Here is a 13,464-nt window from a genome sequence, read left to right on the forward strand (position 1 = left end):
CGCCTTCAACAATTGGAGCGCAAAGTGTTAAAGAAATTACTGTCCTGCCTGTTACTGCTGTCCGCCCCTGTGTTCGCCAAACCGACCCTGACGGTCTATACCTACGACTCGTTCGCCTCGGAATGGGGCCCCGGTCCGGGCGTCAAAACCGCGTTTGAAAAAGAGTGCAACTGCGAGCTGAAATTCGTGGCGCTGGAAGATGGCGTCGCTCTGCTCAACCGCCTGCGTATGGAAGGCAAAAATACCCCGGCGGATGTGGTGCTGGGGCTGGATAACAATCTGGTACAGGCGGCAGCGCAGACCGGCCTGTTCGCCCCGCATGGTGTCAACACCAGCGAGTTGACGGTGCCCGGCGGCTGGCATAATGACACCTTCCTGCCCTTCGACTATGGCTATTTCGCCTTCGTCTACAACAAGGACAAACTGAAAAACCCGCCCAAGAGCCTGCGCGAACTGGTGGAAAGCGAGCAGCCGTGGAAAGTGATCTATGAAGATCCGCGCACCAGCACGCCGGGTCTGGGCCTGTTGCTGTGGATGCAGAAAGTCTATGGCGACAAGGCGCCGCAAGCCTGGCAGAAACTGGCGGCCAAAACCGTCACCGTCACCAAAGGCTGGAGCGAAGCCTACGGCCTGTTCCTGAAAGGCGAAGCCGATCTGGTGTTGAGCTACACCACCTCCCCGGCTTACCACCTCATCGCCGAGAAGAAAGACAGCTACGCGGCGGCCAATTTCAGCGAAGGCCACTATCTACAGGTCGAAGTAGCCGCGCAATTGGCCGGCAGCAAAAATCCGCAACTGGCAGCGCGCTTCCTGCAGTTTATGGTCAGCCCGACCTTCCAGCAGATCATCCCGACCACCAACTGGATGTATCCGGTTGTCAAAACCGAGCTGCCCGCGGGCTATAACACCCTGTCGTTGCCGGCTACCGCGCTGGAGTTCACCTCGCAACAGGTGGCCGAGCAGCGCGCGAATTGGGTACAGGCATGGCAACGCGCCGTCAGCCGCTGATTCCCGGCTGGCTGTGGCCGGGGCTGCTGGCGGCCGCGCTGCTGACCGGCACCGCGGCGCTGGCATTCGCCGCGCTGTGGCTGGACGCGCCCGGCACGCCCTGGCGATCGCTGTGGGATGACAGCTACCTGTGGCATGTCATTCGCTTCAGCTTCTGGCAGGCGCTGCTGTCGGCGCTGCTTTCCACGCTACCCGCGCTGTTTCTGGCGCGGGCGTTGTACCGCCGCCGCTTTCCCGGCCATCGCCTGCTGCTGCGCCTGTGCGCGATGACGCTGGTGCTGCCGGTGCTGGTGGCGGTATTCGGCATCCTCAGCGTCTACGGCCGCGAAGGCTGGCTGGCGCGCCTGCTGATGCAATTCGGTATCGAATACCGTTTTTCGCCTTATGGTTTGCGGGGCATTCTGCTGGCCCACGTCTTTTTTAATCTGCCGCTGGCGACCCGGCTGTTTGTGCAGGCGCTGGAAGGCATCGCCACTGAGCAGCGCCAGTTGGCGGCCCAGCTCGGCCTGCGCGGCTGGCACTTTTTCCGGCTGGTGGAGTGGCCGTGGCTGCGCCGTCAGTTGTTGCCCGCCGGCGCGCTGATTTTCATGCTGTGTTTCGCCAGCTTCGCCACCGTACTGGCGCTGGGCGGCGGCCCGCAGGCCACCACCATCGAACTGGCGATCTATCAGGCGTTGAGCTTCGATTATGACCCGGCGCGCGCCGCGCTGCTGGCGCTGTTGCAGATGGCGTGCTGTCTTGGGCTGGTGTTGTTCAGTCAGCGGCTGAGCCGGCTGCTGGCGGTGGGAGCCAGTAGCCGCCTGCGCTGGCGCGATCCGCAGGACAGCGGGTTCAGCCGCGTTACCGATACGCTGCTGATTGCGGCAGCGTTGCTATTGCTGTTGCCGCCGCTGCTGGCGGTGGTGGCGGACGGCCTGAACCGTTCGCTGCCGGATGTCTTGCGTCAGCCCGCGTTATGGCAAACGCTCTGGACGTCGCTGCGCATCGCGCTGGCCGCCGGCGCGCTTAGCGTGGTGCTGACGTTGATGCTGCTGTGGAGCAGCCGGGAACTGAAACTGCGCCGGCGGGGGCTCTCCGCCCAGTTGCTGGATATAAGCGGGATGCTGATTCTGGCGATGCCGGGGATTGTGCTGGCGTCCGGTTTTTTCCTGCTGTTTAACCGCACCATCGGATTACCGGCTTCTCCCTACGGACTGGTGGTGTTGACCAACGCGCTGCTGGCAATCCCCTATGCGATGAAAGTGCTGGAAAACCCGATGTATGACACGGCGTCGCGTTATAGTCTGTTGTGCCAGTCGTTGGATATCCGCGGCTGGCACCGTCTCAGAGTGGTGGAACTAAAGGCGCTGCGCGCGCCCATCGCCCAGGCGCTGGCCTTTGCCAGCGTGCTCTCGGTGGGCGATTTCGGCATCATCGCCCTGTTCGGCAACGAACAGTTTCGCACCCTGCCGTTTTATCTCTATCAGCAGATTGGCGCTTATCGCAGCGCCGACGGCGCGGTGACGGCGCTTTTACTGCTGATGTTGTGTTTTATGCTGTTTACCCTGATTGAAAAACTGGCAGGCCTTAATGATCGCGCTCGATAAGTTGACCTATCTCTACCAACACCTGCCGATGCGCTTCGATTTACAGGCGCAGCCCGGCGAGCGTATCGCCATTCTGGGCCCAAGCGGCGCGGGAAAAAGTACCTTGCTCAGCCTGATCGCCGGTTTTCTGCCGGCCGACGGCGGCCGCTTGCAGCTTAATGGACAGGATCACCGCGCCACGCCGCCGGCAAAACGCCCGGTGTCGATCCTGTTTCAGGAAAACAACCTGTTTCCCCATCTGACGCTGGCGCAGAATATCGCGCTCGGCCTGCACCCCGGGCTGAAACTGAATGCGGAACAGCGAGATACGCTGCGCGATATCGCCAGCCGAATGGGACTGTCGGAGCTGCTGGAGCGCCTGCCGTCGCAGGTTTCCGGCGGTCAACGGCAACGGGCGGCGCTGGCACGCTGCCTGATCCGCCGGCAGCCGATCCTGCTGCTGGACGAGCCGTTCTCGGCGCTCGACCCGGCGCTGCGTCAGGAGATGTTATCGCTGGTGGACGAGATCTGCCGGGATCGCCAGTTGACGCTGCTGATGGTGTCTCACCAGTTGGAAGACGCCGCGCGTATTGCGCCGCGCAGCGTGCTGGTGGTGGACGGCCGCATCTATCATGACGGCCCGACCAACGAACTGGCTAGCCATCCGGATGCGGCGCGGGTGCTCGGTCTGGGATGACAGTTCGGTCTGAAATGACAAAGTGAAACCCTTACCAAAAAAATGTGATCTTCCGCACGATTTTGCTTTTTCAGCGTAACGGAGCCTTGTCTGATTTTCCGCACTCATGGTTAGATGAAGACGCTGATTAACCCAAACGAATATAAGGTTCTCCGTGAAACACGCCGCCTCTACTTTCGCACTACTAAACAACACCGCGCTGCTTGACGCGGTCGTCGTCGTGCGCGTGGTGGTCGTGGTCGGCAGCGCGCCGTAACGGGTTCCGAATCAAGCCTAGATTCCCAAACCCCGCCGGCGCAAGCCGAGCGGGGTTTCTTTTTTCCACCCTCCCCGCTCCTCCTGACACCGGCTCTGATAAAGGATATGACTATGCGTTATACAGGAGCTGAGCTGATCATCCGTCTGCTGGAGCAGCAAGGCATCACCACAGTGAGTGGTATTCCGGGCGGCGCGGCGCTGCCGCTGTACGATGCGTTGGGAAAAAGCCGTACCATTCGCCACGTACTCGCCCGCCATGAACAAGGGGCCGGATTCATCGCGCAGGGTATGGCGCGTGCCAGCGGTAAGGCAGCAGTTTGCATGGCGTCCAGCGGTCCCGGCGCCACCAACCTGCTCACCGCCATCGCCGACGCCAAACTCGACTCCATTCCGTTGGTGTGCATCACCGGCCAGGTGCCGTCCAGCATGATCGGCACCGATGCCTTTCAGGAAGTAGACACTTACGGCATCTCGATCCCGGTCACCAAACACAACTATCTGGTGCGTGACATCAGCGAACTGCCGCAGGTCATCAATGACGCCTTCCGGCTGGCGCAGTCTGGTCGCCCCGGCCCGGTCTGGGTAGACATCCCCAAAGACGTGCAAACGGCCACCATCGAACTGGCGGAGCTGCCCGCGCCGGCCGAACTGACCCCTGCGCCAGCAGTGGATCAGGATGCCATTCGCGCCGCCGCCGCGATGATCAATCAGGCCAAGCGACCGATCCTGTATCTGGGCGGCGGCATCATCAGCGCCGGCGCACATCAGCAGGCTATCGACCTGGCGGAACGCGCCGGGCTGCCCACCACCATGACGCTGATGGCGCTGGGCGCCATGCCGGTGGATCATCCGCTGTCGCTTGGCATGCTCGGCATGCACGCCGCCCGTTACACCAATATGATCCTGCAACAATCGGACTTACTGATCGTACTGGGCGCCCGCTTTGACGATCGCGCCATCGGCAAAGCGGAAGAGTTCTGCCCGGATGCCCGCGTTGTCCATATCGATATCGATCCGGCGGAGTTCGGCAAGATCCGTCAGCCGCACGTGGCGCTCCACGCCGATGTGGCGCAGGCGCTGGATCAGTTGCTGCCGCTGGTTGACCGTCAACCACGCGCCGACTGGCTCGCTCAGGTGCGCGCGCTGCAATGTGAATTCCCATTCAGCATGCCAAACGCCGACGACCCGCTCAGTCACTACGGGTTGATCCGCGCCGTGGCCGAGCAACTGGACGATCAGGCCATCATTACTACCGACGTCGGTCAGCATCAGATGTGGGTGGCGCAGGCGTATCCGCTGCGACGCTCACGCCAGTGGCTGACCTCCGGCGGTTTCGGCACGATGGGTTTTGGCGTGCCCGCAGCTATCGGCGCCGCGCTGGCGGAACCACAGCGAACCGTGGTCTGTTTTTCCGGCGACGGCAGTCTGATGATGAACATTCAGGAAATGGCTACCGCCGTGGAAGAGAACCTGAACGTCAAAATCGTGCTGATGAACAATCAGTCGCTGGGGCTGGTGCACCAGCAGCAGGATCTGTTCTACCAGCAGAATTTTGTGGCGTCCGACTACCGCTATCAGACTAATTTTCTGGCGATTGCCGCCGGATTCGGCTTCGCCACTTGCGATCTGAACGCGGCGGATAATCCGCAAGCCGCCCTGCGCGACGCACTGCAACGACCCGGCCCGACGTTGATCCACGCCGCTATCGATATCAACGAAAAAGTGTTCCCGATGGTACCGCCGGGTGCCGCCAACATTGAGATGATTGGAGATTAAATCATGCAGACCCCATCCATTACCGCACAGGTCACGCTGGAACTATCGGTACGCAACCATCCGGGCGTGATGTCGCACGTGTGCGGGCTGTTCGCCCGTCGCGCTTTCAACGTGGAAGGCATCATGTGTATGCCGCTGCCGGGCAACGAGCAGAGCCGCATCTGGCTGCTGGTGAAAGACGATCAGCGCCTACCGCAGATGATCAGTCAGGTAGAAAAGCTGGAAGATGTATTGCAGGTGACCCGCCACGGCGAAGAGATGCGTATCTTTGATCAGGTCGCGGAGTTTTACCGCTGAGCCGCAGGGGCCATACCGATTCCTGGTATGGCCCTCGACCCGGATTCAACCAATCAGAATTTGCCACAGCAGGCGACGGTACACCGGCATCAACGGATGCTGCCACAACTGCCACAGACTGGCAGCGGCGATAACCGAAACCAGCGGCGCCATCCAGTACAAACGGGCAGGCGTCAACCAACCGGTTGATTCGGCTTTTGCGCCACGACGCGCACGCCACAGACGCCACACCAACCAGCCCGCTCCCCACAGCAGGATAGCCGTGATTAACAGCAGCCATTTAAAACTGCCGCTGTCGGCCTGCTTGGGGATATCGATCGCCACTCCGGCCAAAATGCCGGGCATCAGATAAACCGGCGGCCAGGTGAGACAGCCGATGATGTTCGGCAACGCAAAGCGCCGGGGCGACAACTCCAGCATTCCCGCCACCATCGGGATCAGCGGACGAGTCGGGCCAAAAAACCGCCCAATCAGAATGGTCGCCATATTGTGCTGATGCAGCATTTTTTCGGTGCGATACAGGTAAGCGCGGTGCTTTTGCAGGAAAGACCAGTTATGCAGCCGATCCTTGAAACGCCAGCCAATGAAATAGGAAATCCAGTCTCCCAGCAGGCAACCGATAATGCCCATGCCCCAGGCCGGGTAAAGCCCCATATTGCCGCTGCCGATCAATGCGCCCAGCGACGCCATCATCAGCGTGCCGGGCAACAACAGCCCCACCAACGCCAGCGACTCCAGAAACGCCACCAGCAGTACCGCCGTCAGCGAATACGCTAACGATTGAGTGATCAGATGCTCCAGCCAGGCTTCCATAAATCTCTACATTTCTGCTTTTTTATGAACAAAGATAACGGGATGATAGCAGGAAACGGCGGGAATATGGCAGATAGTAGTAAAAACGCAACTGACGCGAGGTTCATCATTACCGGACGGCCACTTCCTTGAAGCTGCGCCATTTTGTTGTTATAAAAGCATCACTTTAAGAAAATAAATGGATTGATTCATGGAAGAAGCCAGGATTGCTTTTCCTGTTGGCAAGGGGCAGGTTAACAGGGCTGAAGACGTAAAAACCGTTCAACAGTTGCTAAATAGCCGGTCAAACGGAACACTGAGCGTTGATGGTATTGTCGGCATCAGAACACAAACCGCGATTACTCAATTTCAACGCCAGATATTAGGAATGGGTACGCCTGACGGCATCGTCTCCCCGCACGGACCCACACTGAGAAAATTAAACCATCTTCACACCCGACGCCCGGCAACCTCTCAGCCCTCTTTCTCTGACAATTCTGGCGACAGCGTTTCCGAAGAGTTCTACCTGAATGCAGCCAGAGAGCTGAACTGTGAAGTGGCGGCAATTAAAGCGGTTGTGATGACCGAAACCGCGCTAAATAGCGCGTTTCTCAGTCCGGGAAAACCCAAGATACTTTATGAACGACACTACTTTCGTCGTCTGACACAAGGTAGATACGACCGGTCACATCCGGATATATCGGGTTCTCGTTATACATCCTATGGTTTAGAAAGCCAACAATATGAACGACTTGAAACAGCAATGATACTGGATCGACGAGCAGCGTGGATGTCAGCCTCATGGGGGGCATTCCAGATTATGGGGGAGAATTATAGAACCGCAGGCTTTGATGATATCGAAAGTTTCGTTTCTGCAATGAGAAGTATTGACGGTCAGGTGTTCGCTTTCATTAATCATGTAAAAAATACCCCTATTCTACTTTCTGCATTAAGGCATAAAGACTGGGTAAAATTTGCACGATCTTATAATGGTGTGTCCTACGCAGAAAAGCACTACGATGTTAAAATAGCAAATAATTATCAAAGATTAACTAATAGGTAATATTATATGAAGAAAATAGCATTAGCTTCACTATTAATGGCACTACTGGTTTCGTTCCATTCGAATGCAACTATTAATTTAATAAAAAATGAAGATAAAACTTTATCAAGTGAAATAATAAAAGAAGGAAATAGCAAGGGAATTATTGAGATAAGCATTCAAGACAATCAACAGTTTGATATTACTGATGATGGAAAATACATCGGAACAATAATACCTGCAAAAGGGTTTCATAATAATTATGATCCATTATGCTTTATTGGCTGGTCAACTGATAAAAAAACAATATCAAAAATTATCCCATCAATAGGGCAAGGGTATTTTGAGCTTTCCCTCTGTTCAAAACTTGATGCAATAGGAAAAATAGAGGAAAAAGGAAGAGCCTTTATTGGTTTTGTATACACTGTAGGGTTGAGAGACAGGTATGCTCAAAACTACTTTCTCATCGAACTGAATAAAGAAAAAACAACTATAGAAGATAAAAGTCAACTTATTGAAAAATTTCAAAATGACTCAGAAAAAAAGAGTATAGCTGATCTCAGAAGAGATATAAAGAAAATCGATGAGAAATAGCATGAAGAAATTACTGGTAATAATGATATTATCAATATCACTTCAAGCGTATGCATCAATTACATTAATGCCGATTGATAGCAATAATCTATTATCATTAGTATCTCTAAAATCTCAGCTCTTGGAAATAGACCAGATAAAAATACATAAGGGTCAATCTTTTAACATCATTGAAAATGAGGAATATATAGGTACATTAATTCCTGCTAAAGGATATTATAAAAAATACAACCCGATTTGTTTTATTGGTTGGTCTGTAGACAAAAAAGACATTAGTAATATCGTTCAATCTATTGGCCAGGGTGATTTTGAAAACTCAATCTGTCTAAACCTTGATGCTGTTGGAAAAATAGAAGTTAGAGAAAAAACATATATAGGATTTGTTTACACAGTTGGTTTGAGAGATAGACGAGCGAAAAACTATTTCGTGCTAGAGTTAGATAAAGAGAAAAGAACAATCATAGATAAAAGTACAATTGTTGATACTCTACAAAATAATGGTGAGAAAAAAAGCATTGCAACGCTACGAAAATATCTTGAAAATTTCAAGGAAAGACAAGAGTGAGAGCAACATTAGTGATATTCACAATGATAATTTCATTACAATCTTATGCATCGATTAAAAAGTATTTCTGCAATCAGAAAAAATCTTAAAAAAATGATGGAAAAGAAAGAATGAAAGCTCTGTTGACAATACTCATATTGATAATTCCATTGAATTCATACTCTACTATTAGACTAACTCAAAATGATGATAGTAGCATATTGAATAATTTAATAAAAAAGGGGAAATCATCAGAAATCAGCCGTATAAAAATACAGAAAGATCAGACTTTCGACATCAGCGAAAACGGGAAATACATAGGCACTATCGTACCTGCAGAAGGATATTACAACAACATTGAACCACTCTGTTTCATTGGATGGTCTTCAGATAATAAAAACATCTCAGATATAAAAATTTCTATCGGTCGGGGGTTTTTTGAAACAGTAACCTGCCTGAGTCTCGATGCGGTAGGAAAAATTGAAGTTAAAGGAAAAACGTTCATTGGTTTTGTTTATACCGTAGCATTGCGCGACAGAACATCGCAAAACTATTTCTTACTTGAATTAGATAAAGAAAGAAAAACAATAACCGATGTAAGCAATACAATTGAAAAGCTACAGTTTTATTCTGAAAAGAAAAGCATCATTGATCTTAAAAAATATCTTGAAGAAAATCCGCAAGCTGTGAAAAGCTAAAAACACTAAATTTAAAATTAATTATCTGGCACCTAATACCACACGATGGTGCCAGATAATAACACAGGAATAATCCGCTAATTAAAACGACTGACTTTCCCATATACAATATGCACTGGTTCCGGCTTTGATATGTTCGCACAGCATGTTTTTATAAGTAAAAGAGATAAATTCTTCTGGTTGATATTCGTTGTGTGTTATCGAACTGGGATAATGCATTCTGATATTTTTTACTTTTGCATCAGTCAGTTTCATTGAAAAATATTGCTCCATCCCTCCATTTTCTGAGGTTCGGTAGAAAATGAAGGTACAAGTTAAGTATTCATTTTCGTTTAACGCGCTCAGCAATAGCGGCGTCGATTTATCGATTGGTTTTCTAATTTCAACAGGTTGATATGCAACATTATCGATGCGCTCTGCCGCATTGTTTAACTCATAGACAAAAATTTCATTCTCATGACCTTTTTGCCATTTGTTCCCCATTGAGTCATAAGATCCACATCCTGAAGAAATCAGCCCCTGGTTTTTGCCTTCTATTTTCAGATAAATGATATTGGCCATAAAATTCCCTTTAATTCAATATAATTGATGGTGTAAAGCATAAGCAAAGCAATAAGGCAATTATAATAATTTAATTTATCTTATCTATCCATAAGTCTAATCAATAAAAATTGCCCTATCGACGACGCATTAATCCAGGTTTCCCCGCTTTATGCAAAGCAGGGTCCCGTGTAAGCGTCATCGGCACACCATCATCTATCCCCCCAAATACATCCTTTTCACCTCTGGATTGGCGAGAATGTCCTGCGCCGGGCCGTGCAATGCAATACGTCCGTTTTCCAGCACATAGGCGCGATCGGCGATTTTCAATGCGGCGGTGGCGTTCTGTTCTACCAGCAGGATGGTGATGCCTTCCCTCTGCAACTGCTTGATGGTTGAAAATAATTCGCCTACCACCTTCGGTGCCAGCCCCAGGCTTGGCTCGTCCAGCATCAGCAACACCGGTTCGCTCATCAGCGCGCGGGCGATCGCCAGCATCTGCTGTTCGCCGCCGCTCATGGTGCCCGCCATCTGGCTGCGCCGCTCTTTGAGACGCGGGAACAGCGCATACATTTTGTCGCGCAGATAGGCGAAATTGACCGGGTTGTTGTAGGCGCCCATGCGCAGGTTTTCCTCAATGGTCAGATTGGTGAACACCTTGCGCCCTTCCGGCACCAGCGCCAGCCCTTTACGCACGATCTGATGCGTTGGGCTGTGGGAAATATCCTCGTTGAGGAAACCGACCGTCCCGGTGGATTTCACCAGATTAATGATGCCGTTAAGGGTCGAGGTTTTCCCAGCACCGTTACTGCCGATCAGGGTGACGATTTCGCTGTTGTTAACCTCAAGATCGATGCCTTTTAGCCCCTGAATCAGCCCGTAAAACACCTGCAGATCGCTGGCTTTAAGCATAATCGATGTCCCCCAGATAGGCGGCGATCACCTCGGGGTGATTCACTGCGTCCTGCGGCGTGCCGCTAAATAGCGGTTTGCCGTAATCCAGCACCATCACCCGTTCGCACAGTGTGTTGACGAACGACATATCGTGCTCGATCAGCAGCACCGTCAGGCCGTAGTCGGCGCGCATGCGGAAAATCAGCTGCGCCAGCTCGGCCGTCTCTCGTGGGTTCATGCCGGCCGCCGGTTCGTCCAGCAGTAAGAGCTTGGGCGAGGTCGCCAGCGCGCGGGCAATCTCCACCTTGCGCTGGTTGCCGTAGCTGAGGTTGGTGGCCAGCGAATGCGCGTGTTCGGCGATGCCGATGTATTCCAGCAACGCCATGCCGGTTTCCCGCGCCTGTCGCTCGGCGCGGAAAAAGCGGCCGATACGCAGCGCCGCCTCCAGAAACGAGTACGGGATAAAGCGATCGAGACCGATCAGTACGTTCTCCAGCACCGTCATCGACGGAAACAGGCGGATATTCTGGAAAGTACGGGCGATACCGCGGTTGACCACCTGATTGGGTTTCAGCCCGGCCAGCGTCTGCCCGTCCAGCCAGACGGCGCCGCCGGTCGGTTTATAGTTGGCGGTAATCACGTTGAACATCGTGGTTTTACCGGCGCCGTTGGGGCCGATCAGCCCAAAGATCTCCGCCGGGTTGATAGTAAAACTGACGCTATCGATGGCGCGCAGGCCGCCAAATTGCATGGTGACGCCCTCAACGCGCAATAACGGGTTATTTTCCATTCGCGCTTCTCCTGCGGATATCCCAGACTTCCTGCTTGCCCAGCAGCCCTTCACGGGCAAACAGCATGATCACCAGCAGCACCAGCGAGAACACCACCATGCGCAGCCCCGGATGTGCGCCCAGATCCTGGCCGAACAGCGTTAGCGGTTGATCGAGGAAGCGCAGCCACTCGCCGCTGCCGATCACAATGATCGTGCCGAGCATGGCGCCGGTGGTGCTGCCCAGCCCGCCGAGTACGATGATGATCAGCAACTGGAAGGTCAGCATGAAGTCGAACAGATCCGGCGAGATGATGGTCAACAGCGACGCCAGCAGCCCGCCGCCGATCCCCTCAAAAAAGGCGCTGGTGGCGAAAGCGCAGGTCTTGATGCGAAAGGTATTGATGCCCATCGCAATGGCGGCGTCTTCATCGTCACGCACCGCTTTCATGGCGCGGCCGTATTTGGAGTACACCACCTGCAGGATGAACAACACCGCCGCCAGCGCAATGAAACCGCACCAGTACAGAATGTGACTGACCTGCGGGATCTCGTTCAGGCCGATGGCGCCGTTGGTGAATTGTGGATTGTTGATAGCGAAAATCTTGATGATGAAGCCGAACCCCAGCGTGACGATCGCCAGATAATCGCCGCGCACGCGAAATACCGGAAACGACAGGCACACCGCCACCGCCGCCGCGCATACGCCGCTGATGATCAGCGCCGGCAGAAACGACGCATGCACCGCCAGAATCAGCGGGCTGGGCGCCGTCATCTCGAACATGTTGATTTTGGCGTCTGCGCTCAGCAACAGCAGCGCGGTAATGTAAGCGCCGATCGCCACAAAACCGTTAGGCTCCAGAGACAATTGCCCGGTCACGCCGTTAATCAGGTTATAGCTGACCGCCAGAATCATAAAAATGAAGATGTTACAGAAGATGCGCACGATATAGTCGTCGAACAGCGTATCCAACCCGGTCAGCGCCAGCAAAGCCAGCGCAAACACAGCAAGGTACCCCAGCCACATCGTCGGGGAAGTCCGCGGCATTCTCATCAGAAACGGCTCCTTTCCAGTCGTTCGTCGCCCATGATGCCCACCGGTCGGAACAGCAGCACCAGAATCAAAAACATGAAGGCAAAGGCGTCTTTATAGCCGCCCAGTTCCGGAAACATCGCCACCGCCACCACTTCGGTGAACCCAAGGATAAAACCGCCGATCACTGCGCCGGTGACGCTGCCGATGCCGCCCAGCACCGCCGCCGCGAAGGCTTTCAAACCGATCAATACCCCCATCAGCGGATCGATTGAGGGATAACTGATGGCGTAGAACACGCCGCCCAGCGCCGCCAGCGCGCTGCCGAGGGCGAACACGAAGGCGATGATCTGATTGGCGTCGATACCCATCAGCCGCACGGTGTTGACGTCAAACGCCACCGCGCGGATCGCCATCCCCTGCCGGGTGCGATACAGAATGCACAGGATCACCGCCAGCAGCGCCAGCGTCATCAACGGTACGATCCAGGCCACATTGGTGACGACGATCGGCCCGAGATTGATGGTCTGATTAAAGAACGGCGGCGACTCGAAGTAGCGCGGGCTACCGCCGAACACCACATTGAACAGATTCTCCAGAAAAAAGCTGACGCCGATGGCGGTGATCAACATCGAGATCTTCGACGCCTGCCGCAGCGGGCGGTAAGCGATTTGATCGATGGCGATCCCCAGCAGCGCGGCGATGAGAATGGCGAGAATCACGGCGGCCCCGAAAGGCAGCCCGAGGGAAGTAAAACCGAGCAGGGCCATAAAAGCCCCGACCATCATGATATCGGCATGAGCAAAGTTGATCAGCCGCAGCACGCCGTACACCATGGTGTAGCCGATAGCGATCAGCGCGTACATGCTGCCAAGGCTCATGCCATTGACCACTTGCTGTAAGAAAACGGCAAGATCCATCATGTCATCCTTTACTGTTAGGCGGCGCCCCGCCTTT

15 protein-coding genes are annotated in these 13,464 nt (G+C 53.7%); 9 read left to right on the forward strand and 6 right to left on the reverse strand.

The features are described 5' to 3' along the window. Window positions 1-24 precede the first annotated feature (24 nt). The 5 genes from thiB to ilvN all read left to right on the forward strand — a co-directional run bounded on the left by thiB (window position 25) and on the right by ilvN (window position 5,601). Window positions 25-1,008 carry a thiamine ABC transporter substrate binding subunit gene (thiB, locus tag CPA59_RS19265; RefSeq protein WP_107760897.1) on the forward strand — a complete coding sequence of 328 codons (984 nt, stop codon included), beginning with the start codon at window positions 25-27 and terminating at the stop codon, window positions 1,006-1,008. Further along, window positions 984-2,594 carry a thiamine/thiamine pyrophosphate ABC transporter permease ThiP gene (gene thiP / locus CPA59_RS19270; RefSeq protein ID WP_107760461.1) on the forward strand — a complete coding sequence of 537 codons (1,611 nt, stop codon included), beginning with the start codon at window positions 984-986 and terminating at the stop codon, window positions 2,592-2,594. Before thiB ends, thiP begins: the two co-directional genes overlap by 25 nt. Further along, window positions 2,578-3,270, forward strand: coding sequence for a thiamine ABC transporter ATP-binding protein ThiQ (gene thiQ / locus CPA59_RS19275; RefSeq protein ID WP_100850156.1), 693 nt, complete (start codon window positions 2,578-2,580; stop codon window positions 3,268-3,270). Before thiP ends, thiQ begins: the two co-directional genes overlap by 17 nt. A gap of 369 nt (window positions 3,271-3,639) precedes the next feature. Next, window positions 3,640-5,304, forward strand: coding sequence for an acetolactate synthase large subunit (gene ilvB / locus CPA59_RS19285; RefSeq protein ID WP_107760465.1), 1,665 nt, complete (start codon window positions 3,640-3,642; stop codon window positions 5,302-5,304). Between the two features lie 3 nt (window positions 5,305-5,307). Next, on the forward strand, window positions 5,308-5,601 hold the full coding sequence (ilvN, locus tag CPA59_RS19290) for an acetolactate synthase small subunit (RefSeq protein ID WP_013319493.1): 294 nt from the start codon (window positions 5,308-5,310) through the stop codon (window positions 5,599-5,601). A 45-nt stretch (window positions 5,602-5,646) separates the two neighbouring features. Here the strand turns inward: ilvN and CPA59_RS19295 are convergent, their stop codons facing one another. Continuing rightward, window positions 5,647-6,414 (reverse strand): DedA family protein, encoded by a 768-nt coding sequence (locus CPA59_RS19295; protein WP_038920247.1) that lies wholly within the window; start codon window positions 6,412-6,414, stop codon window positions 5,647-5,649. Between the two features lie 190 nt (window positions 6,415-6,604). Here CPA59_RS19295 and CPA59_RS19300 point away from each other — a divergent pair, with 190 nt between their 5' ends. The 4 genes from CPA59_RS19300 to CPA59_RS19315 all read left to right on the forward strand — a co-directional run bounded on the left by CPA59_RS19300 (window position 6,605) and on the right by CPA59_RS19315 (window position 9,271). Continuing rightward, a complete protein-coding gene (locus CPA59_RS19300) occupies window positions 6,605-7,456 on the forward strand; it encodes an N-acetylmuramidase family protein (protein WP_107760467.1) in 852 nt (283 codons plus the stop codon). Window positions 7,457-7,462: 6 nt separating this feature from the next. Continuing rightward, entirely contained in the window at window positions 7,463-8,029 is a 567-nt protein-coding gene (locus CPA59_RS19305; protein WP_038920249.1) for a hypothetical protein, read from the forward strand. 1 nt (window position 8,030) lies between these two features. Beyond that, window positions 8,031-8,594 (forward strand): hypothetical protein, encoded by a 564-nt coding sequence (locus CPA59_RS19310; RefSeq protein ID WP_107760469.1) that lies wholly within the window; start codon window positions 8,031-8,033, stop codon window positions 8,592-8,594. 110 nt (window positions 8,595-8,704) lie between these two features. Beyond that, the gene (locus tag CPA59_RS19315) at window positions 8,705-9,271 is read left to right on the forward strand and encodes a hypothetical protein (RefSeq protein ID WP_107760471.1); all 567 of its coding nucleotides are present in this window, start codon (window positions 8,705-8,707) and stop codon (window positions 9,269-9,271) included. A gap of 81 nt (window positions 9,272-9,352) precedes the next feature. On the opposite strand, the gene CPA59_RS19320 is transcribed toward CPA59_RS19315, so the two are convergent. The 5 genes from CPA59_RS19320 to CPA59_RS19340 all read right to left on the reverse strand — a co-directional run bounded on the left by CPA59_RS19320 (window position 9,353) and on the right by CPA59_RS19340 (window position 13,427). Then, window positions 9,353-9,832, reverse strand: a complete 480-nt coding sequence (locus CPA59_RS19320) for an Hcp family type VI secretion system effector (protein ID WP_038665623.1) — start codon at window positions 9,830-9,832, stop codon at window positions 9,353-9,355. Window positions 9,833-10,027: 195 nt separating this feature from the next. Next, window positions 10,028-10,723 (reverse strand): ABC transporter ATP-binding protein, encoded by a 696-nt coding sequence (locus CPA59_RS19325; RefSeq protein WP_038665620.1) that lies wholly within the window; start codon window positions 10,721-10,723, stop codon window positions 10,028-10,030. Then, window positions 10,716-11,495 carry an ABC transporter ATP-binding protein gene (locus tag CPA59_RS19330; protein WP_038920252.1) on the reverse strand — a complete coding sequence of 260 codons (780 nt, stop codon included), beginning with the start codon at window positions 11,493-11,495 and terminating at the stop codon, window positions 10,716-10,718. The genes CPA59_RS19325 and CPA59_RS19330 overlap by 8 nt, the downstream gene beginning before the upstream one ends. Next, on the reverse strand, window positions 11,485-12,528 hold the full coding sequence (locus tag CPA59_RS19335) for a branched-chain amino acid ABC transporter permease (RefSeq protein WP_107760473.1): 1,044 nt from the start codon (window positions 12,526-12,528) through the stop codon (window positions 11,485-11,487). The genes CPA59_RS19330 and CPA59_RS19335 overlap by 11 nt, the downstream gene beginning before the upstream one ends. Continuing rightward, window positions 12,528-13,427 carry a branched-chain amino acid ABC transporter permease gene (locus tag CPA59_RS19340; protein WP_038920254.1) on the reverse strand — a complete coding sequence of 300 codons (900 nt, stop codon included), beginning with the start codon at window positions 13,425-13,427 and terminating at the stop codon, window positions 12,528-12,530. Before CPA59_RS19340 ends, CPA59_RS19335 begins: the two co-directional genes overlap by 1 nt. Between the last annotated feature and the right edge of the window lie 37 nt (window positions 13,428-13,464).

Origin of the sequence: Dickeya sp. Secpp 1600, from assembly GCF_003049805.1 — a bacterium.
Taxonomy (GTDB): Bacteria; Pseudomonadota; Gammaproteobacteria; order Enterobacterales; family Enterobacteriaceae; genus Dickeya; species Dickeya fangzhongdai.